The 21,728-nt window shown below is 37.6% G+C and carries 19 protein-coding genes and 1 riboswitch; of the genes, 10 read left to right on the top strand and 9 right to left on the bottom strand.

What is annotated here, in order from left to right; genetic code table 11:
* The first annotated feature begins 172 nt into the window (after positions 1-172).
* Both lldP and thiC read left to right on the top strand, forming a co-directional pair.
* Positions 173-1,828, top strand: coding sequence for an L-lactate permease (lldP, locus tag AC1DMU_RS16575; RefSeq protein WP_088064819.1), 1,656 nt, complete (start codon positions 173-175; stop codon positions 1,826-1,828).
* A 71-nt stretch (positions 1,829-1,899) separates the two neighbouring features.
* Positions 1,900-2,015: riboswitch (TPP riboswitch) on the top strand.
* A gap of 112 nt (positions 2,016-2,127) precedes the next feature.
* Positions 2,128-3,888: a phosphomethylpyrimidine synthase ThiC gene (thiC, locus tag AC1DMU_RS16580; RefSeq protein WP_000814449.1), complete on the top strand. Its 1,761-nt coding sequence runs from the start codon at positions 2,128-2,130 to the stop codon at positions 3,886-3,888.
* 101 nt (positions 3,889-3,989) lie between these two features.
* On the opposite strand, the gene AC1DMU_RS16585 is transcribed toward thiC, so the two are convergent.
* The 3 genes from AC1DMU_RS16585 to cydA all read right to left on the bottom strand — a co-directional run bounded on the left by AC1DMU_RS16585 (position 3,990) and on the right by cydA (position 8,134).
* Positions 3,990-5,348: an arsenic transporter gene (locus AC1DMU_RS16585; RefSeq protein WP_088064818.1), complete on the bottom strand. Its 1,359-nt coding sequence runs from the start codon at positions 5,346-5,348 to the stop codon at positions 3,990-3,992.
* Between the two features lie 412 nt (positions 5,349-5,760).
* Entirely contained in the window at positions 5,761-6,786 is a 1,026-nt protein-coding gene (locus AC1DMU_RS16590; RefSeq protein WP_000544164.1) for a cytochrome d ubiquinol oxidase subunit II, read from the bottom strand.
* Positions 6,779-8,134 carry a cytochrome ubiquinol oxidase subunit I gene (cydA, locus tag AC1DMU_RS16595; RefSeq protein WP_000381970.1) on the bottom strand — a complete coding sequence of 452 codons (1,356 nt, stop codon included), beginning with the start codon at positions 8,132-8,134 and terminating at the stop codon, positions 6,779-6,781. Before cydA ends, AC1DMU_RS16590 begins: the two co-directional genes overlap by 8 nt.
* 254 nt (positions 8,135-8,388) lie before the next feature.
* Here cydA and AC1DMU_RS16600 point away from each other — a divergent pair, with 254 nt between their 5' ends.
* Together AC1DMU_RS16600 and AC1DMU_RS16605 are read left to right on the top strand one after the other, a co-directional pair.
* Positions 8,389-8,538 carry a hypothetical protein gene (locus AC1DMU_RS16600; RefSeq protein WP_000283173.1) on the top strand — a complete coding sequence of 50 codons (150 nt, stop codon included), beginning with the start codon at positions 8,389-8,391 and terminating at the stop codon, positions 8,536-8,538.
* 91 nt (positions 8,539-8,629) lie between these two features.
* A complete protein-coding gene (locus AC1DMU_RS16605) occupies positions 8,630-9,715 on the top strand; it encodes a transcriptional regulator (protein ID WP_142291831.1) in 1,086 nt (361 codons plus the stop codon).
* A 55-nt stretch (positions 9,716-9,770) separates the two neighbouring features.
* Here the strand turns inward: AC1DMU_RS16605 and AC1DMU_RS16610 are convergent, their stop codons facing one another.
* Positions 9,771-10,655 (bottom strand): LysR family transcriptional regulator, encoded by an 885-nt coding sequence (locus AC1DMU_RS16610; RefSeq protein ID WP_476941533.1) that lies wholly within the window; start codon positions 10,653-10,655, stop codon positions 9,771-9,773.
* Positions 10,656-10,790: 135 nt separating this feature from the next.
* Between AC1DMU_RS16610 and AC1DMU_RS16615 the strand changes: the two genes are divergently transcribed.
* Complete coding sequence (locus AC1DMU_RS16615) at positions 10,791-12,791, top strand: YhgE/Pip domain-containing protein (protein WP_088064815.1); 2,001 nt, start codon at positions 10,791-10,793, stop codon at positions 12,789-12,791.
* A 40-nt stretch (positions 12,792-12,831) separates the two neighbouring features.
* Here the strand turns inward: AC1DMU_RS16615 and AC1DMU_RS16620 are convergent, their stop codons facing one another.
* From AC1DMU_RS16620 to AC1DMU_RS16630, 3 genes are all read right to left on the bottom strand, one after another.
* The gene (locus AC1DMU_RS16620) at positions 12,832-13,212 is read right to left on the bottom strand and encodes a VOC family protein (RefSeq protein WP_046960095.1); all 381 of its coding nucleotides are present in this window, start codon (positions 13,210-13,212) and stop codon (positions 12,832-12,834) included.
* A gap of 42 nt (positions 13,213-13,254) precedes the next feature.
* Complete coding sequence (locus AC1DMU_RS16625) at positions 13,255-14,412, bottom strand: acyltransferase (RefSeq protein ID WP_088064814.1); 1,158 nt, start codon at positions 14,410-14,412, stop codon at positions 13,255-13,257.
* Between the two features lie 148 nt (positions 14,413-14,560).
* The gene (locus AC1DMU_RS16630) at positions 14,561-15,778 is read right to left on the bottom strand and encodes a dicarboxylate/amino acid:cation symporter (protein ID WP_048542556.1); all 1,218 of its coding nucleotides are present in this window, start codon (positions 15,776-15,778) and stop codon (positions 14,561-14,563) included.
* 223 nt (positions 15,779-16,001) lie between these two features.
* Between AC1DMU_RS16630 and AC1DMU_RS16635 the strand changes: the two genes are divergently transcribed.
* From AC1DMU_RS16635 to AC1DMU_RS16645, 3 genes are read left to right on the top strand one after another with little or no spacing between them, the layout of a single operon-like run.
* Complete coding sequence (locus AC1DMU_RS16635) at positions 16,002-16,304, top strand: PTS sugar transporter subunit IIB (protein ID WP_048542554.1); 303 nt, start codon at positions 16,002-16,004, stop codon at positions 16,302-16,304.
* A gap of 14 nt (positions 16,305-16,318) precedes the next feature.
* Positions 16,319-17,620 (top strand): PTS cellobiose transporter subunit IIC, encoded by a 1,302-nt coding sequence (celB, locus tag AC1DMU_RS16640; RefSeq protein ID WP_088064813.1) that lies wholly within the window; start codon positions 16,319-16,321, stop codon positions 17,618-17,620.
* Positions 17,621-17,629: 9 nt separating this feature from the next.
* Positions 17,630-17,947 carry a PTS sugar transporter subunit IIA gene (locus AC1DMU_RS16645; RefSeq protein WP_087983153.1) on the top strand — a complete coding sequence of 106 codons (318 nt, stop codon included), beginning with the start codon at positions 17,630-17,632 and terminating at the stop codon, positions 17,945-17,947.
* 110 nt (positions 17,948-18,057) lie between these two features.
* Here AC1DMU_RS16645 and speD read toward each other — a convergent pair whose 3' ends face one another.
* Together speD and AC1DMU_RS16655 are read right to left on the bottom strand one after the other, a co-directional pair.
* Complete coding sequence (gene speD / locus AC1DMU_RS16650) at positions 18,058-18,429, bottom strand: adenosylmethionine decarboxylase (RefSeq protein ID WP_088064812.1); 372 nt, start codon at positions 18,427-18,429, stop codon at positions 18,058-18,060.
* Between the two features lie 27 nt (positions 18,430-18,456).
* Positions 18,457-19,548: a polyamine aminopropyltransferase gene (locus AC1DMU_RS16655; RefSeq protein ID WP_088064811.1), complete on the bottom strand. Its 1,092-nt coding sequence runs from the start codon at positions 19,546-19,548 to the stop codon at positions 18,457-18,459.
* 400 nt (positions 19,549-19,948) lie between these two features.
* Here AC1DMU_RS16655 and AC1DMU_RS16660 point away from each other — a divergent pair, with 400 nt between their 5' ends.
* Together AC1DMU_RS16660 and celB (AC1DMU_RS16665) are read left to right on the top strand one after the other, a co-directional pair.
* Positions 19,949-20,251 (top strand): PTS sugar transporter subunit IIB, encoded by a 303-nt coding sequence (locus tag AC1DMU_RS16660; RefSeq protein ID WP_001023569.1) that lies wholly within the window; start codon positions 19,949-19,951, stop codon positions 20,249-20,251.
* Between the two features lie 16 nt (positions 20,252-20,267).
* Positions 20,268-21,575, top strand: a complete 1,308-nt coding sequence (gene celB, locus AC1DMU_RS16665) for a PTS cellobiose transporter subunit IIC (protein WP_088064810.1) — start codon at positions 20,268-20,270, stop codon at positions 21,573-21,575.
* Positions 21,576-21,728 lie beyond the last annotated feature (153 nt).

A 21,728-nucleotide genomic window follows, 5' to 3' on the forward strand; every position in this document is an offset into this window, starting at 1 on the left:
GATAAATAATAAAATTTTCAAAAAAATCTTTTTTAATGAAAATTGTTGTGATAAAATTAATGAAAACGTTTTCTTTGACGTTTTTTTATTTTAGGTTTAAAGGTATGATGACCTGATAGTCTATTGATGAGGTTATTCTATTTAAAAGGGGATTCTTTAGGGGGAGAGAACAATGAACACATGGACACAAGTTTATGATCCGTTCGGAAACATTTGGATTTCGGCAGCGGTCGCACTTATTCCGATTATCTTTTTTTTCTTAGCTTTAGCAGTTTTCCGCATGAAGGGGTATGTGGCAGGATTAATTACAGTCGTACTTACAATTTTAGTTGCGTTATTCGCTTATAAGATGCCGTTCACGATGGCGATGGCAGCGACGGGATATGGTTTCTTATACGGACTATGGCCAATTGCTTGGATTATCATTATGTCGGTATTTTTATATAAAATATCTGTGAAAACAGGTCAATTCGATGTGATTCGTGCATCTGTATTATCCATTACGAATGACCATCGTTTACTCGTTATTTTAATCGGTTTTTCATTTGGAGCATTTTTGGAAGGGGCAGCAGGATTTGGTGCACCAGTAGCGATTACCGCAGCGCTTCTTGCAGGTCTTGGGTTAAATCCTTTATATGCAGCGGGTCTGTGTTTAATCGCAAATACGGCACCAGTAGCGTTCGGAGCGATGGGAATTCCGATTACAGTTGCTGGACAAGTAACAGGTATTGATCCGCATAAAATTGGACAAATGGCTGGGCATCAATTACCGTTCTTATCATTATTTGTTCCGTTCTTTATCGTATTTTTAATGGATGGATTTAAAGGAGTAAGACAAACATGGCCGGCTCTATTTGTAGCAGGTAGCTCATTTGCAATTACGCAGTTCATTACAGCGACGTTCTTAGGGCCAGAACTTCCGGATATTACGTCAGCACTTGTAAGTTTAGTGAGTCTATCGCTATTCTTAAAAGTTTGGCAGCCGAAAGAAATCTATCAGTCTAAAGAAGCAAATAGTGAGGTAGCAGCAACGGCGATATCTATGCCGAAACTAACGGTAGGAAAAGTAGTAAAAGCATGGTCTCCATTCATTATTTTAACTGTGATGGTAGTCATTTGGAGCCAAAGTTTCTTTAAAGCGTTATTTGCTCCAGGCGGTGCTTTGGAAAGCCTTGTGTTTAAGTTTGAAGTTCCAGGCTTACACAATTTAGTAATGAAAGCAGAGCCAATTGTAAATAAACCGACGCCTTATGAAGCAATCTTGAAATTAGATATTTTATCAGCGACGGGAACAGCAATTTTAATTGCTTGTATCATTTCTATCTTTATTTTGAAAATGAGTGCAAAAGATGCAGTAGTAACATTTAAAGAAACGATAAATGAGCTTAAGATGCCAATTCTATCTATCGGATTCGTATTAGGATTCGCGTTTATCGCAAACTATTCTGGTCTATCTTCTACATTAGCATTAGCACTTGCAGGAACTGGCGGACTATTCCCGTTCTTCTCACCATTCCTAGGCTGGATCGGTGTATTTTTAACAGGATCCGATACGTCAGCGAATGCACTGTTCTCGAATTTACAAGCGATTACAGCGCAGCAAGTCGGTGTATCTGAAGTACTTCTCGTTGCAGCAAATACAACGGGCGGTGTAACAGGAAAAATGATTTCTCCGCAATCGATTGCAATTGCTTGTGCGGCAGTTGGACTTGCTGGAAAAGAATCAGATTTATTCCGCTTTACAGTGAAGCATAGTTTATTCTTCGTAATTATTGTTGGTATTATGACGTATGTACAGGCATATTATTTAACGTGGATGATTCCATAAACAACAAAAGAAATAAACTTTGCATTTTTCAGATTATCGTGTATGATGGGAAAGTATTGAAAATTAAATCAGTGATAAACTAGGGGTGCCTAACGTATGCGTAGGCTGAGAGAGAAGCGTGTGAACTTCTTAACCCTTTGGACCTGATCTGGCTCGTACCAGCGTAGGGAAGTTAACGGCTTTACATAATGATGTCTTTATGAGCCAGGTCCTTATTTTTTTATGGACCTGGCTCTTTTTATTTTGGCATACGCTGGCCATATCTTGTCCTTGTCACGTACAGGGGGGCAACAAAGGTTATGAAACAGTCTGTTTCAGCTGAGCAAATTGAATTGAAATCGAGTTTACCAGGAAGTAAGAAAGTGTATGTGGATGGACCACGCGCGGGTATGAAAGTGCCGATGCGCGAGATTGAACAAAGCGAAACGAACGGTATTCCGAATCCGCCAATTCGTGTATATGATACGAGCGGTCCTTATACAGATCCTGCGTATAAAGTGGAACTGGAAAAGGGATTGCAGGCGCCGCGCCACTCTTGGATCCTGGAGCGCGGAGATGTAGAAGCATACGAAGGGCGCGAAGTAAAACCAGAGGATGACGGTGTGAAAGTGGCTTTGAAACATACGCCTGTTTTCCCGCAAATGGATCGTCAGCCGCTTAGAGCAAAGCAAGGTGGAAATGTTACGCAAATGCATTATGCACGTAAGGGTATCATTACGTCTGAGATGGAATATGTTGCGATTCGTGAAGGAGTAGAGCCTGAGTTTGTTCGTAAGGAAATCGCGGAAGGTCGTGCCATTTTACCAGCGAATATTAACCATCCGGAAGCAGAACCGATGATTATCGGCCGTAACTTTCACGTGAAGGTCAATGCAAATATCGGAAACTCTGCTGTATCTTCTTCAATTGCAGAAGAAGTAGAGAAGATGACGTGGGCAACGCGTTGGGGTGCGGATACGATTATGGATTTATCTACAGGTAAAAATATTCATACGACGCGTGAGTGGATTATTCGTAACGCGCCTGTACCAGTTGGAACTGTACCGATTTATCAAGCGCTGGAAAAAGTAAATGGAATTGCAGAAGATTTAACGTGGGAAGTGTATCGTGATACGTTAATTGAGCAGGCGGAGCAAGGTGTGGATTACTTTACGATTCACGCGGGCGTATTACTTCGTTACATTCCGATTACTGCAAAGCGTACGACAGGTATCGTTTCACGTGGTGGTTCAATTATGGCACAGTGGTGTTTATTCCATCATAAAGAAAACTTCTTATACACTCATTTTGAAGAGATATGTGAAATTATGAAGCAGTACGACGTTTCGTTCTCTCTTGGAGATGGATTACGTCCAGGTTCGATTGCAGATGCAAATGACGAAGCACAGTTTTCTGAGCTTGAAACACTTGGTGAATTAACGAAGATTGCTTGGAAACATGATGTGCAAGTGATGATTGAAGGACCTGGGCATGTACCGATGCATTTAATTAAAGAGAATATGGAGAAAGAGCTTGATATTTGTCAGGGCGCGCCGTTCTATACACTTGGGCCGTTAACGACAGATATTGCACCAGGTTATGACCATATTACATCGGCAATTGGAGCGGCGATGATTGGCTGGTTTGGCACGGCGATGCTTTGTTATGTAACACCGAAAGAACATTTAGGTTTACCGAATAAAGATGATGTTCGCACGGGGGTTATTACGTACAAAATTGCTGCACATGCAGCTGATCTTGCGAAAGGGCACAAAACGGCTCATCAGCGTGATGATGCACTTTCAAAAGCTCGCTTTGAATTCCGTTGGCGCGATCAATTTAATTTATCTTTAGACCCTGAACGTGCGATGGAATATCACGATGAAACATTGCCAGCAGAAGGCGCGAAAACGGCTCATTTCTGTTCAATGTGTGGACCGAAGTTTTGTAGTATGAGAATTTCACATGATATTCGTGAATATGCGAAAGACAATGATTTAGAAACGACAGAAGCAATTGAAAAAGGGATGAAAGAGAAAGCGAAAGAATTTAAAGACACTGGTAGTCATTTATACCAATAACACGTTACACCTCTTTACTTGATTGATCACACTGTAGTACCTAACTTAAATATAGAAGAAGCCCCCTTTGCTAAGACGGTAGCAAAGGGGGCTTCTATTTTCTATAAGGCGAAGAATAATTGTACCCAGTAGTATAAGAGGAATAATGTGACGGCTGTTGTGAGTGGGATTACGATGAGAGATACGCTTAAATAATCTTTCCATTTCACTTTAATTTTATTTTGTCTTAGGATATACATCCAAATGAGGGAAGCTAGCGTACCGATTGGTAATAATAGTGAACCGATGTCACTACCAATGATATTTGCGAGATAGATAGTTTTTAATGTGACTGGATCTAGGCCCATTTCTGTTAATGTAATGGTACCAATCATAAGTGCAGGGTGATTATTAAAGACGTTAGAGAGGATAGATACAAGTCCGCCCATTGCAAAGCTAGCATAGAGTAGATGTTGACTTACAACTGGTTCAAGCCAATTTACAAGCGCCGTTGTTAATCCTGCGTTGTGAAGCCCGTAAATAATTACATACATAGAGAAAGCGAAAATTAAAATGTGCCACGGTGTCTTTTTCAAAATATCGACTGGGTTTGTTCGTAAGTAGTACCATCTCCAGATGAGAAGAACGAGTGAACCGAGTACAGCAACAATTTCGATTGGAATCGATAAGAAGGATGCAACGAATAGAAGACAGCGCATAAGAAAGACGAAACCTAATACTTTTAACATAAATTTTGTACGTTTTTGTTTCGTATTAACAGATTTTGTTCCTTTAAGTGGATGGAAGTTTTTTGTGAAGAAAATCTCTTCAATGTCATAAGAAGAAACAGGTAATTTTTTAGGAAGCTTTTTCTTTAACACTGTATACATGAGCCATGACATAAATAATAAACCTAGTGTTGCAGGTACAAACATCATAGCAGTATGCATGTAAAGAGTCATATTAACGATATTTAATGCGATTAAGTTTACGATATTACTTACACCAATTGGTGCACTAGATGCAGTAGCGATTAAAGCACCACTTAATAAATAAGGAATTTGTTGATGTGGTTTTAATTGAAGGTTTTTTAGAAGAAGAATTAAAATTGGAGTTGTAATTAAAATACTACCGTCGTTATTAAATAAAAGAGTCATAAGAAAACATAATAATTGAATATACCAGTATAGACGGCGACCAGATCCTTTTGCTAAATTTGCAAGTTTCGCTGCGGACCAGTGGAAGAAGCCGAAGCTTTCTAATATAACCGCCATAACGATGGTCGCTAATATTGTTATAGAGGCACCGCCAATTTTACTAATAATATCTATGACGTCTGGTCTTGATACAAGTCCAGTAATCAAGATAATGCCAGCGCCAATTGCTGCCGGCCAAGCCTCATTTAAGCCACGGGGTCGCCAAAAGATAACAATCATCGTTAAGAAGAATACAATAATAGTAATCCATATTTCAATGCTCATATTTTACCTACCTTTCTACTTTTCCTTAAACCAATGTAGCTTGTCTCAAGGTTTGTATTAGTAGTATATTCAACAAAAAATAGGAAGAACTAGACATATAATGGAATAAAGTGAATATGTGTTTTTCAAGCGAAAGGACAAGTGTCACGAATAGTGAAATAACTATTATGAGAGGAGTCTATAAATTAGAGGGGCAGTAAGATAGTAAATGAAATTTACATGGGCGATTATGGAGATATATTGGCGCAACTTAAAATATATCAGCGATTATGGAGATATATCGGCGCAACTTAAAATATATCAGCGCAACTCAAAATATATCAGCGATTTTTAAAATATATCGACTTATCGACAAAACATGACAAAAGGAGCCCATCCAAAATGCCTTTTGGAACAGACTCCCCCGAATATATTATTTTTCCTTCAAAAAAGTTCGATCCTTCAAGAATAAATTCCAGAAGAAAATAAATCCTGGTAGTAAAATTGCGATTCCAATTGCGTATAGGATAAGCAATGCATAGAATGTTTCTGTCGTTGTAAAACTTGTAAATACAGTTACATCAGGATAAATAATATAAGGTAAATGTGCGACACCGTAAGCGTAACTTGCAAATGCATATTGAGCGACGACCGCTAAAACGGCGATGCGAGGGTATCCTAGTGTGCCGTACTTCTTGTTTGTCCACCAAAGAGAAGAGTATCCGATAACGAATAAAACGATAGAAACTGTAAACCATGGGAATTGCTTTATTAGTCCTTGCATAAGCCAGTGTGTTTCCGGATCCATTACAACGAGGGCGATAATCGCCGTAACGAGTGTTGCAGGGCCAAGGATGATGGCGTTTCTTCTATAAATTCTATACGAATCTTCTGAACCTTGCTCTCTCGCAAAATCAGCAAGAAAGAGAGAGGAGAGAAATAGTTCCGAAGTTAGCCCAAAGAGCATATAGCAGTAGATAACCGGGCTAGAAAGAAGTTTTCCATACAGGAGTACTTCTTTTCCTTCAGAGATTGTAATATAAGCCCCCTCTGTAACGGGTAAAACAGTAATTAATAAGGCTGGAATTAAGAGCCCAGTAATACCTGAAATCACCCGAAGGAGGAATTGATACTTTGGCAGAGAGTAAGCAAATACCATGAATGTACTGCGAATTGCAATGAGTATTAAAATTAACATAACTGGCACGAACATCACTGTCGCAAGGGTGAAAGCAGCTTTCGGAAAGAAACCGAGAAAAGCGACAACGACAAAAACGAGAAATGTATTTGTTACTTCCCAAGTTGGTGATAAGTATCGATTGGCAAGTTTGGCAGCGAGCGTTGGATGTTTTGCGTATACCATGCCCCAAAAACCTGCTCCAAAATCGATGGACCCTAATATACTGTATACGAAAATAAGAGCCCATAAGATGATGATTGCAATACTTTCCTCATGCACGAGAATCGCCTCCTTCGTGATGTAAATCATTTGTAAGCGGATGTTTCTTAAAGAATGTCCGTAGTACAAAAACTGTTAAAATGCCGAGTCCAATATATAAAATGATGAATAGAATAAATAAAGGACCGACAAAATCAGCGCGTGTAGAAGCGTCGACTGTCCGTTGCATACCATAAATGGTCCACGGTTGACGACCACTACAGCTGAAAATCCACCCGAATTCAATACCGAGCATCATAATTGGTCCACATGCTGCAGCTCCCCAAAGAAGCCACTTCGGTAATTCTGCACCTTTTTTTCGGTAAACAAAGTACCAATATAAGAGGGCGATTGCTGCAACTGCAAAAGTAAAGGCAGCGGTGCCGACCATTAAGTTGAATAGTGTATGTGTGTAAAATGGTGGCCATGTTTCTTGTGGGAATTCCTTTAGTCCTTTTACGACGGTGCTAGGGTCGAGTCCCACTAGTAGGCTAAGCATGTTCGGAATTTCTAGTGCATAGTTTAGTTCAAGTGTGTTAGGGTCTACAACTCCGCCAATTGATAACGGTGCATGTGATGTCGTTTCAAATAAAGCTTCGGCAGATGCAAGTTTTTCAGGAGAATGCTTATGTAAGGCAATCGCCGATTCGTGTCCCGAAAGCCACATCGTAGCACCTGTAATAAATGTCACGACGAGTCCTAACAGTAGTCCCTTTTTATGATAAGCAATTTCACGTTTACTTAAGTTCTTCTTTAATAATTTAAATCCAGCGATAGAGGCAATGACGGCAGCTCCAGTTGTATAGGCTGTAATCACAACGTGGAATGCGCTTGTACCAAAACTCGGATTAAAGAAAGCTTTCCATGGATCAACGTTAAAAACTGATCCATCTGGCCCCATTGAAAAGCCTGCGGGTGTATTCATCCATGTATTTGCTGATGTAATAAGCACGGCAGATGCCGTGGCACCAATCATGACGAAGAATAGCGAGATTAATCTCATGAATGGAGGTAGTTTGTCAGCTGCATATACATAAATAGACATGAACAACGCCTCTAAAAAGAAGGCGAAAATCTCAATTTGAAAGGGAACAGAAATAACCTGCCCAACAATTTTGGCAAAACCAGGCCAAAGAAGTGAGATTTGCACACCAACAATTGTTCCAGTTGGAATTGCTACACCGAGAAGGATGGCAAAAGCCTTCGTCCATCTTTTCGCCATAATGGCGTAATCGGAATCTTTCTTCCAGTGATAGAGTATTTCACTTATAAAAATCATTAATGAAAGTCCGACACCAAGTGTTGCAAAGATAATGTGGAATGCTAATGAAGAACCAAAAAATGCTCTTGCTAATGTTACCGTATCCATATGTAAACTCCTCTTCTTTTTGCCATTATTTTCTGATTGAATTGGAAGATTTATTCAGAAAAACTACCAAAAATATATATGTATTTAAAAAGTGGATATGGTAATATAATGTTTGAATATTCTAAATAGAAAGAAGTTAATGTTTAATAATATTTTGTTTGTTTTTTAGTAAGGAATATTTTATAATCTTTTATGCGAACATAAGTTCTGTTTTTCGAGGTGAAGAAGTTTATGTGAAATGGAGAGGATGTTTTATGTATCCTGAAGTCATTAAAAAGATGGCATTTTCAAAAGAGCATAGAGATTTATTATTGAAGCTGTATAATAAAGAGATTACGCGTCGTGAATATGATCGACTTGTGGCATCGCTATATAGACCTTCTAAAGAGGCTTGTGAGGGATAGAGGCAAGGGAGACAATCTAATAGATTGTCTTTTTTAATTTTACGTATGTTCTGGTAAAATTAAGGCTAGCCTTATTAGGGAGGTGAAAAGATTGCGGAAACGTTTATATATAGGGATTGGAGTTATTCTCTTAATCGCTTTAGGTGGCATTGTATTTTGGTCAGCTATACAAGGAAACCGTACAGAACATTTTATTTTAAGACATATGGTGAATGAAAATGGGACGCTTGCCACATATCGTTTAGCGGATACAAAGGCAGGTACGGGTGAAGCGAAAGGCCGTGAAGCTTTATCGGAATCAGCAGGACTATGGCTACAATATACATTGGATAAAAACGATCAAGCGTTATTCGATGAACAAGTTAAGGTTATTCAAAATAGCTTTGTACATAAGGAGCATATTGTTATATGGAAAATCTCTGAAAAGGGAGAAATGCAGTCAGCTACAAATGCACTTATAGATGATCTTCGTATTATAGAACAATTATATCGTGCTTATGAAATGTACAAGGAAGAGCGTTATAAAAACTTGGCAGATCAATTGAGTGACGCTGTAATTCGTTATAATAAGAAAGATAATTATTACGTTGATTATTATGATGCAGATGCAGGGAAACAAAATAATTTTGCAACGACATCATACTTAAATCCACACGCATTCTCGTATATGAAAAAGTACGGCAAAGTTTCTGCACAGCAATATCAGGAAGTCGTTCAATTTTTAGCGGATTATCCAAGGCATGGCTGGGCATTCCCAAAAGAGTATAAAGAAGATGGTACATTTACGTACGATAAAGAAGTAAATCTTATTGACCAATCATATGTTGCATATCATCGAAGTTTAGGTGGCCTTTCATCAGCTGCTTATTTGGAATTTATCAAGAAGAAGTTCCAGGAGGATGGAAAGCTATACGGTCGTTACAATTTAGAAACGGGAAAACAAACTGTGAATTATGAATCACCAGCCGCATACGGACTAACGATCTTGTACGTACTACAAACAGGTGATACAAAGTTTGCAAAGGAATTATATGATCATATGGCCACATTCCGAAATGACAATATATTTAGTAGATATTACGGTGGATACGTAACAGGTGAAAATAATAATACGCATATTTTCGATAACGTATTGCCGCTTTTAGCGGAAATGGAATTGGAGAAGAGTAAGAAATAGAAGGTGCTATCCTCTGAAGGTGGCACCTTTTATTTTTTACTAAGTCGATATAATTTTACGTTCTAATATTGGAGAAGTAGTCAATTACGAATCTACGGAATTGCTGAGCGGTTTTTGATAAGTAGCGTTTCTTCGACCAACTCAATCCGATAGTCCGCTCGCAATTGGGTTCAATAATACGTAACTTATTTAATGCTAAAGTAGAGTTTTTTAATAAAGTTAAACTTGGGACAAAGGCGATGCCGAGACCTTGCTTAATAAGGTCGCTAATCACGGTTGGTTCATCTACTTCAAAAGCGATATGTGGAGTGAAGCCAGCTTCTTTACAAAATTCATCCGTTAAGTGCCGAAATCCGTAACCAGTGTTCATACTAATAAATGGTTCGTCTTTTACTTCATGCAGATGGATACTTTCGCGTCCTGATAAACGATGACCTGAAGGGACAACTAAGAAAACTTCTTCTGTAATAAGCGGTTCCCACATAATTTCCTCGCCTTCAATTGGCACAGAAGAAATGCAAAAGTCAATTTCTATATTATCTAGTTGTCGCTTCATAGAAGGAGTAGATGCGAGAAATTGTTGGAATCGAACGTTAGGATGTTCTAGTAAAAAAGAACCGAGTAGTTCTGGTAATATTCTCGGAATAGAAACGGCCAGTGTAATAGAGCCTTGTTGTAATTCAGCTAAATCTTTAATTTCTCGTTCGCCTTCACTTAATTCATGAAAAATGCGCTCTACGCGTTTTAAAAATACTTTTCCAAAAGAGTTTAATGTAATCTGTCGACCTTGGCGATCAAATAATAGGACGCCTAAGTCCTTTTCTAATCTAGCGATTGTTTTGCTAAGCGAAGGCTGTGCGATATGCAGTTCTTCAGCGGCTTTTGTCATATGTTCTAATCGTGCGACTGTCTGAAAGTATTTTAGTTGAAGAAGTTCCATTTTGACTCTCCTTTCTATAGACCAAAAGGAATGAATTGATAATTAAAGATGTATTATACAGTATGAAAATGGGCGTGTATAGTAAATCTGTTAAACCATTGTAATGGTGTTAAATTAGGAGAAGGAGTATGTTTCATGAAGGGAATTCAACTTATATTTAAAGATTGGAAAGCGATGTGGCATCATAAACATGGACGTATTGCTTTAATTTTTTTATTAATCGTTCCTTTAATTTATTCAGGATTCTTTTTAGCTGGATATTGGGATCCATATGGACGATTAGATAAATTACCTGTTGCAATTGTAAATTTAGATAAAGGTGCTGCGATGGATGAAAAAACAATTCATGCAGGAGAAGATTTTGTCAAAAATTTAAAAGAGAATAAGGAACTAGCTTTTCATTTCGTATCAGAAAAAAATGCTGATGAAGGGTTAAAAGAAGATAAGTATTATATGGTCGTTACGATTCCAGAGGATTTCTCTAAAAAGGTAAGTACACTTATGGATGAGAAACCAGAGCCAGCGCAGCTTCAGTACAAAGTAAATCCGGGTAAAAACTTTGTAGCAGCTCAAATTGGAACGACAGCTGTTGAAAATATGAAAACAAAAATTTCAAATAGTATTACGAAATCTTATACAGAAGGTGTCTTTTCAAAGTTTCAAGATTTGGCACAAGGATTGAGTGATGCAAGTAATGGTGCTGAGAAGCTGCATGAAGGAACGACAGATGCAAAAAATGGGGCGAATCAGCTTGCAGATGGTATTCATCGTTTAAGTGACGGGGCATCAAAAGTGAAAGAGGGAAGTGAAAAGCTTGCTTCTAGCCAATCTGCCTTAAGTGGCGGCGCAAATGAGCTGAGTCAAGGGGCAACCTCACTTCATAGTGGTATGGAGTTATTAGCTCAAGGTGAAAAAACTTTACAATCAGGGGTTAGTGAATTAAGTGCTGGTACAAATGAATGGGTGAACGGAAGTGAGAAACTTGCTGAAGGGCAAGTGAAAGCGGACAATGCAGCAAATAGTGTAAAACAACAATTAGAAGAGTACGTGAAAAGTCATCCAGAAGTGCAGCAAGATCCTGCTTTTCAAAAGATCATTGCTACTTCTAACGGATTAGCTAAAGCAGTAAACACTTTAAATAATAGCCAACAACAATTGACACAAGGTGCGAAGAAGCTTGCTGATGGTCAGAATAAGATTGAAGAAGGTATGAATACATTCGGAGTTAAGTTAAGCGAGGCTACTGCTGGCACGAAAAAGATAGCAGATGGTGCTGCGAATGTAGCTAATGGATTTACGAAGTGGGGAAATGGATTTACAACATTACAAGAAGGTGTAAATCACCTTGCGATTGGCGGAACAGAGCTGAATCATGGTGCTAATAAGTTAGCGGACGGACTTGTTAAACTTGACGATGGTGCGAAAGAACTTTCTACGAAATTAGGAGAGGGCGCAGAGAGGATAGCGGATGTTCGCAATGATGATGCCCGTAATACGATGTTCTCAGAGCCGGTTCAGTTAGTGAAGTCGACAGTTTCTGATGTGCCTAACTACGGTTCAGGCATTGCACCATACTTTTTATCACTGGCATTTTATGTTGGCGGAATTATGGCATCGAATATTTTACCTCTTGGCCGTAGACAAAATATGAAGGTAAGCGGAACAGTACATTTTATTAATAAACTAGGATTGGTATATGTAATTGGACTTATTCAAGCATTACTTGTGGATGTGGCTGTGCTAGGAGTTATGAAATTAGAAGTTGCAAGTGTGCCACTCTTTGTTTTATCAAGTATCGTTATTTCCTTTACGTTCATGACGTTTATTCTTATGTTAGTAACGGTATTTGGTCTTGTTGGAAAGTTCTTAGCGGTAACGCTTCTAGTCTTGCAATTAGCGACGAGCGGGGGGACTTTCCCAGGAGAATTAAATATAGCTGTTCTTAGCAAAATTGGACAGTTTCTCCCAATGTCCCATTCTCTTAGAGGATTACAAGATGTTATCTCTTTAGGAGATTGGTCACAATTACAAATACAAATTTTAATATTGTTATGCTATCTCGTTGTTGCTGGCGGAATTGCTTGGATTACGAGTCATATACAACATAGGGAAACGAATGCAGAACAAGTTTCTTAAAATGAAAGAAGCTATCCGTTTTTTTAGGATAGCTTCTTTTTTATTTACGCTCCATTACCGCAAAGTAATTGTTTTCATTATCAGCAAAGTTGAATGCTCTACCTGTAGGTAAATCTACAACTTGTCCAACTGTAACGTTTTTCTCAGAAAGATCTTTATACAGTTGATCTAAGTTATTAGAGAAGAACATAAGTGAAGGTGTATTTAAGTTTAATTCAGGTTGCATCTTCGCAATTAACGCTTTATCGTGAAGGACGATGCTTGTGCCTCCTTCTTTCGTTGGTGCAATTTCAATCCAGCGAAAGCCTTGTCCGTTATTTTCTTCCGCAATAATTTGGAATCCTACTGTCTCAGTCCAAAATTGTACTGCTTCATCTTGATTATTTACATATAACATAATTTGTCCAATTTGATTAATCATAGGTGTGTCCTACTTTCTTTTCTTGTATGGAATTCTATTATATCAAAGATATGGTTTGAATACTTTTTCGTGATTTTTCCGAAGTACAATCTTAGCCCATTTCATATTTGTCGTAGGGGAAGGCCCTGTAATCCATGTATGAAATGGTAGTGTACTGCAAATGACCATTGCTGAAATCGAGATTGTGGCCGTTATTGTAAATAATAATAAGCTATATAATATTGTGTTTTCTTGCAGTGTGAATAAAGAAAGAAATTTTGTACATAGTTGCAAGAAGAAAAAATGAGCTAAATAAGCACCATACGTGTAACTCCCAATAAATCGTAATGCTTTATATAAGAAACCTCGTCGTTGTACGATTGTAATAGATAGCACGTAAAGTATAATAATTTCGCATACGATATATAAAAACATAGACGGTTTTAAATAAGTCGAAACGGTTAAATGAATAGAGTTTGCTCCGTAAAAACTAAATAACTCATAATTGATGAATAGAAATAAGACGAAAAATAACATTGTTATAAGCGGGATATGTTTCATGACAAATTTACGCCACGCTTTTAGTGCGACAGCAGCGATTCCTCCCATGACGAAATAGAATGAGTAGAAGAAGAAGGAACGATCTGTATAATGTAAAATGGTTGAGCTAGTCAATTTCTCTCCATTAAAAATGTAGTGGGAAGAATACCACATTAAGAGGAAATATAGACAAGCAAAGATGGTCATATATTTATATATGTCTTTTTTATTTTCTGTTCGTTTTTGAAACCAATAAAATAGTGTGCATAGCAAAGGGAACAATAAGTGAATTTGGAACATCATAATAACGTACCAAAGATGGGGCGCGGCTGTTCCGAGTAATAAACTTTTGATTCCGCTTTGTAGTGTAATCATATCGTTTGTTGTTAATAAGTAAAGAATAGACCAGAAGAAATAAGGAATGAGTAAATGTGCGGCTTTTTCATAAATATATTCTGTGTAGGCCAGTTGCTTCGTATATTGCCGAATTAAGTGAAAGCCGACGATAAATATGAATGCAGGTGCTGAGAATTTTGCAAGGTTAAATAGCATGCCCATAATGAGGGATTGCTCAAGTAAAACATTTCCTTGATTCATTGTATATAATAAGGAACTTTGCAAAACGACAGCAAGGAATGCAATGCTTTGCAAAACTTTAAATTCTGGTGTGCTTTGAGTCATTAGATCCATCTCCTTTTCCATACATGATTATAGTACGGAGAATGGATAATGAGTGTGGAATATTTGTGAAGATTATAACAAATTTGTGGCGGAATGGATTAGCAACAAAAAAAGAGGATGCTCGGTTGGAGCATCCTCTTTCTATTCATTAAGCAAATTTATTTTTGATCCAGTTCTTACCTTCTACAAGGCGAGCTGTCATTACGGCACAAGCGTTATCTCCTGTTACGTTTAACACTGTTGCAGGAGGGTCAATGATTGTACTAATTGCTGCGATAATTGGCAATGCTTCTGGCGGGAAGCCGTATAGAGAAACGATTAACATTTCACCAATCATACCACCACCTGGAATAGCGCCCATTACTGTTCCTACTAATAGAGAAACAACAAGTGCAATTGCTAATGTTTTCGGTCCTTCGAATTCCATGTTGAAAATACCGAATAAGAAAGCAATTTTTAATACACCACCTAAAACAGATCCATCTTTATGAAGTGTAGATCCAAGAAGGACAACTGTTTCACGAACGTCAGAAGAGATACCCATTTTCTTCGTTGCTTCCAAGTTCGCTGGAATACTAGCAGCACTACTACAAGTTGCTAGTGATGTAACTGTAGGAGAGACCATGTTCTTCCAAAATATTTGTACACCTTGTTTGCGACCCGCAAGGTATGCATAGAACGTGAAGAATACAAAGAAGTAAATTAGAGACGCTGGATAGTATACCATTGCTGCTCGGAAGTAAGTTCCAAGAAGTTGTGGTCCGAATTCACCAACTAATGCCGCGAAGTAAGCAGCAAGTCCGATTGGAGCGTAGTACATAATGAAAGATACAACTTTCATTGAAATTTCTGCACCAGCTTGTAAGAATGTAGCGAATGGCTTTCCTTTTTCACCAACTGCTGAAGTTGCAACCCCCATTAAAATAGAGAAGAAAATAAGAGCTAACATATTTTCACGAGATAGTAACTTCGAGAAATCAGATACTGTTATAATACCAACAATTTGATCCGCAACACTAACAGCTTTTTCAGCTTTGTCAGGTTGTGTTAGTTCTAATACAACACCTTGTGCTGGCGGGAATACTTTCACGACAATAATCATAAAAATAGCAGCTAAAATACTTGTAAATAAGAAAGTTCCAGCCATACTAGACATAATTTTACCGAAACGTTTTAATCCATCCATATTAGCAATAGATGACGCGATGCTAAAGAACACTAAAGGTACAACAATCGTAAACATTAAGTTTAAGAAAATGTCACCAAGCGGCTTTAAAGCAACTGCATCGGCACCCATGAAATAACCAATGAAACCACCAATTAGGATAGAAGATAATAAAATAAGTGGAAAGCGATATGCCTTCATAAATATATCCTCCTATCAATTAAAAAAATCATACTGAATTATTATAGCGAGTTAGAGTCCTCTTTACTAGGAGAATAATGATAGATGGAATAGCGTGAAAACCGAGAAATTTTTGTTTTTAAGCTCGGCATACAGCAGGAAATCTAGACATATATATTTGTAACCTAGTGGTGGCAAAGGATGCACCGTAACTTAGGTTTGGAAAAAGGGGGAGGGAAAAGGGATGAATATTTTACTTTGCTGTGCAGCGGGAATGTCTTCCAGTTTGATTGTTACAAAAATGGAGAAAGCAGCAGAGGCAAAAGGGATAGAGGTAAAGATTTGGGCTGTATCAGGTTCTGAAGTAAATAGTCACATAGATGAAGCTGACGTACTTTTACTAGGACCGCAAGTACGTTATTTATTACCGAAGATGAAAGAATTATGTAAGGAGAAGGGAATACCTGTTGATGTCATTCAATCCGTCCATTACGGGCTTTGTAATGGAGAAGCTATCTTGCAAGCAGCTTTGTTAATGAAACCATGAGGAGTGTGGGATAGATGATACGGTTTTTAGAGAAATATGTGATGCCAGTAGCGGGGAAGGTTGCAGAACAGAGGCATTTGCTAGCGATTCGTGATGGACTTGTATTGACGATGCCTTTCTTAATTATAGGATCATTTTTCCTCATCATTAGTGCTTTACCAATACCAGGTTATAATGATTTTATGGCAGGTTTGTTTGGGGGGAATTGGCAGAGGGCTTTAGGGTATCCAGTTAGTGCAACTTTTAATATAATGGCTTTAATAGCTGTTTTTGGAATCGCTTACAGACTTGGAGAATATTATAAAGTGGACGCTTTAGCATCCGGGGCATTGTCGCTTGTGACGTTTTTACTTGCGACGCCATTTCAAGTTGCATATATTATACCAAGTACAAAAGAGAGTGTACTTGTAGAAGGTGCTATCCCAGCTGCATTAATGGGAAGCCAAGGGTTATTTGTAGCAATGATTATTGCACTTATATCTACTGAACTTTATCGGTTTATTGTACAAAAAAAGATAATTATAAAGATGCCAGAGACAGTTCCGCCAGCTGTGACACGTTCATTTGCCGCACTTGTTCCAGGATTTATTGTTGTAACGGTTATTTGGATTTTACGCTTAATTATAGAAAATACTTCTTTTGGCAGTATCCATAATATTGTGGGGCAAATTTTACAGGAACCACTTAGTGTACTTGGTGCTAGTCTTTGGGGCGCAATAATAGCTGTTATTCTCGTTCATGTTCTTTGGTCATGTGGAATTCATGGAGCTACTATTGTTGGTGGTGTAATGAGTCCGGTTTGGTTGTCGTTAATGGATCAAAACCGAGTTGCTTACCAAGCAGGGCAAGATATACCAAATACGATTACTGCACAGTTTTTTGATTTATGGATTTATATGGGCGGATCTGGTGCGACACTTGCTTTAGTTATTGGAATGTTATTGTTTGCACGAAGTCAGCAATTAAAAAGTTTAGGTAGATTGTCAATTGCACCTGGTATATTTAATATTAATGAGATGGTAACTTTTGGTATGCCGATTGTCATGAACCCAATTTTATTAATTCCATTTATATTAGTTCCGGTTGTGTTAACGATTGTTTCTTACTTTGCGATGGAATGGGGGTTAGTTGCCCGTCCGAGCGGAGCTGCTGTACCTTGGACGACACCTATTCTGTTTAGTGGATATTTAGGATCAGGTGGAAAAATTTCAGGTGTTATTTTGCAACTCGTTAACTTTGCACTGGCATTCTTCATTTATTTACCGTTCTTAAAAATATGGGATAAACAAAAGTTGGCGGAAGAAAAGGGGGAGTAAAGAACTAAAATGGATACGATAGAAACGAAGGCTTTTCACTTAATTTTGCATGGAGGAAATGCGAGAAGTTGTTCAATGGAAGCAATTGATTGCGCAAAGCGTGGAGAATTTACAGAAGCAGAAGCTAAATTACAAGAAGCGTTAGAGGAATTAAAAGAAGCGCACCGTGTACAAACGGAGCTTATACAGAAAGAAGCTGGTGGTGAAAAGACTGAAGTTACCCTTCTGATGGTGCACGCGCAAGATCATTTAATGAATGCAATAACGGTGAAGGAATTAGCGAGTGAATTTGTAGAATTATATAGGAAGATGTCGATGTCTGAATGAACCTTGCGTATGCAAGGTTTTTTTATGTATGTGTCTGTACCATCAGTGGAGTGTTCGTTCCACTGATGGTATTTATAATCCTCCTTTTTACAAATGAGTAAGAGTGATATTTAATCGGTAGTAACAATCTCCCCTATACCACGGATTAGCTTTTTTATATGCATCTCATTTGGTTTTAATATACTTACGATATAATCAATCGCTATTTGCGGTTCAACAGTCGTACCACACGTATAACAGTCAATGGCTGCAAAGTTTTTTTCTGGATAAGTGTGAATAGAAAGGTGGCTTTCAGATAGTAAAACTAAAACAGTAACGCCATGCGGATCGAATTCTTTTGTACTTACGTTTAAAACATGGGCACCAGAGCGATCAGCAGCGGTAACTAAATGATATTCTAAAAAGTGAACATCATCTAATAAAGAAAAGTCCACTCCCCATAAATCTATTATTATATGCTTACCGAAAGTAGAGTATTCCATAAAGTAGCACTCCTCACTATAATATCGTCAAAACTCCATTTCTTTTTTGTAACATTGATGTAGGATAAGGTTTGATTCTGAGTTTAAAAGAGCGAGATTACGTTGTTCTAAATGTTCTTCTTGAAATTGAAACAAAGGAGCAAGAAGAGAAGGTAATGTTCGAGGAGTTGGCACAACATATAATTGTTCAATTTGATCGAGTACATAGGCAGAGTTAGCAGCAATATGAAATCCCCAGTCAGTTCCGAAAGAAGGAACGATTGTATGATAACTTTTCACAGTCAATCCAGCATGTTCGATTGTGTTACCGATGCTCCAATATACAAGAGGTGCATCAGCAGGTGAATTAGATTGGCAGACGAATGCTCCATCTTCTGTTAAAAATGTAGCTATCCGAGCAAAAAGTTCACTTGTATATAAAGTACTTAAAACTTCTGTTGCTGGATCAGGAAAATCAATAATAATTACATCGTATAGAGAGGAAGAAGAATTTAGAAATTCTTTTGCATCGCATACGTGTACATTTACACGACTATCAAAAAATGCACTTTGATTTAAAGAAACTACTTCCGGAACATTACGTGCCATATTAATCATTGCCTCGTCTAAATCAACAAGATCTACATGTAGCACAGTTTCATATTTTAAAACTTCTCGTAAAGCAAGACCATCGCCACCACCTAATATAAGAACACGTTTTGGATCAATTACCTTTGACATAATTGGATGAACAAGTGCTTCATGATAAATTTGCTCATCGACGGAACTAAATTGTAATTGCTTGTCCAAATATAAACGGACGTCACTTACTTGTAACAAAGTAATATTTTGATAATTACTTTGTTCTGCAAATAAATTTGTATGCTCACCGGCTTGTATTTCTTTAAGAGAAATTTCATCCCATATATCTAAGCTGTGTGAATTTGTGGGTACTATGATTACATTTTCCGATTGTTCTTGTTTGTTCTGCTTATCCTGTTTATCTTGCTTGTCCTGTTTATTTTCCATTTCCTGTTGTTCTAGTTCAAATTTATCAGAGTCTAATTCAGAGCGCTTGTCTTTTTTATAGCTTGTTATTCTATAAATCTTTATTTTGTTCTGTTTTCTATGTTTTGGCATAGGAATCCCCTTTCGAATTGTGTTATTTTATTCTATTCTATGTAATTTAGTAGAGTTGGCTTGGACAATAGATAGAAGAGTGTATTGAAGAGAGGTTTATTTTTACTAGATTTTCACGCGCAAAAAATTTTTTTAGTGTATTTTTTGTTTTAAATACAACTAGACAACTAAACACTAATCTATTTTCATACAGTTATGTGTTAAAAGCGTGTTGTTTTATAACACACTGTGTGTTTTTTAGGTGACACACTAATTGGAAGCGTTAACACACAAAGAAAACAGTCGAAAAAGTGCTGGTTTTAGTGGTTTTAAAAAGTTGGCACGCTAATTGCATTAATAAATAGCGTAAAGAAAAATAAATAAACATAAATTTTTTATACTACACAAGGGGGATTTTCAAATGAATATTTTATTATGTTGCTCAGCAGGGATGTCTACAAGTTTACTAGTTACAAAAATGGAAGCGGCTGCAAAAGCTCGCGGTCTAGAAGGAAAGATCTGGGCTGTATCTGGGGATGCAGTAAAAACAAATATCGATCAAGCAGATGTATTATTACTAGGACCACAAGTTCGTTACATGCTTTCTTCAATGAAAACGCTTGCTGATGAGAGAAACGTTGGAATCGACGTTATCAATCCAATGCACTACGGCATGATGAATGGAGAAGCAGTTTTAGATCACGCGTTAACACTTAAAAAATAATTAGGGGGGAAGCGAAATGCAAAAGTTTATTGCATTCATGGAGAAATATATTGTTCCTGTCGCTGGTAAAATCGGATCGCAACGTCACTTAGCTGCGATCCGTGACGGATTTATTGCAGTTATGCCACTTATCTTAGTTGGTGCATTGGCATCACTAATTAATGGTTTTCCGTCTGAAGCTTTCCAAGAGTTTATGAAAGGTTTGTTTGGTGAAACGTGGAAACAAGTTGGCGGTGGAATGTGGACTGGTTCTTTCGCAATTCTAGCACTAATCATAGCATTTACAACAAGTTATAACTTAGCAAAATCTTACGGCGTTGATGGTTTGTCAGCAGGTATTATTTCATTTGGTGCGTTAATTATTCTTACGCCAACAACACCGAAAGAAGGCGGATTGAACTTAGCTTGGACAGGTGCACAAGGGTTATTCGTAGCAATTATTGTGGCGCTCCTTGTTACTGAAGTATTCCGTTTCTTTGTACAAAGAAACATTACATTTAAAATGCCTGATGGAGTACCACCAGCAGTTTTAAGATCGTTCGCAGCTATAGTTCCAGCATTTGTTATCTTAACAGTAGTTGCAGGTATTCAATTAGCAGTGAAATTAGCTGGTACAAGTGTTCATGAATTTATCTTTAATACGATTCAATCACCACTGCAAAGTTTAGCAGGGACATTACCAAGTGCAATTATCATTGTAATCCTTGTTCATCTTCTTTGGTTCTTCGGTTTACATGGTCCAAATATCGTTGGTGGTATTATTGAGCCATTATACTTACCGGCATTAGAGGAAAACATGAAGTTATTCAAAGGTGGTACATCTGCATTTGATGTTCCAAACATTGTTACAAAACCATTCTTTGATACTTTCGTATATCTTGGTGGTTCTGGTGCAACATTAGCGTTCTTAGTAGTTGTGTTAATTGTAGCGAAAAGTGCACAATTACGCAGTGTATCTCGTTTATCAATTGGTCCTGGTGCATTTAACATTAACGAACCAGTAATCTTTGGTACACCAATTATTTTAAATCCAATTTTATTCTTACCGTTTATCATAACACCAATTGTATTAGTAATTACTTCTTATACAGCTATATCTATTGGCTGGGTACCAAAAACAGTTGGGATGATTCCATGGGCAACACCACCAATTATTAGTGGTTATCTTGTAACAGGTGGACATCTTTCAGGTGCACTCCTACAGTTATTCAACTTTGTAATTGCGATGGTAATCTATTATCCATTTGTTGTATTATGCGATCGTTCTGTTGTTCGTACTGAAAAAGCAGCAGCACAAGGAAATAACAACTCTGTACCTATGTAACATAAAGGTTGTTCTCGCAGATAAGATTGTCTGTGAGAAYAACTACCTTTATATCATGTTCAAAAAGATGAAATCCATCTACAAGAACACCAAACTATCATTCATAAAATAATAATGTAATAGAAATGTTCAAACTGAAGGGGTATTTCAATC

The organism is Bacillus sp. 01N45, from assembly GCF_056399205.1.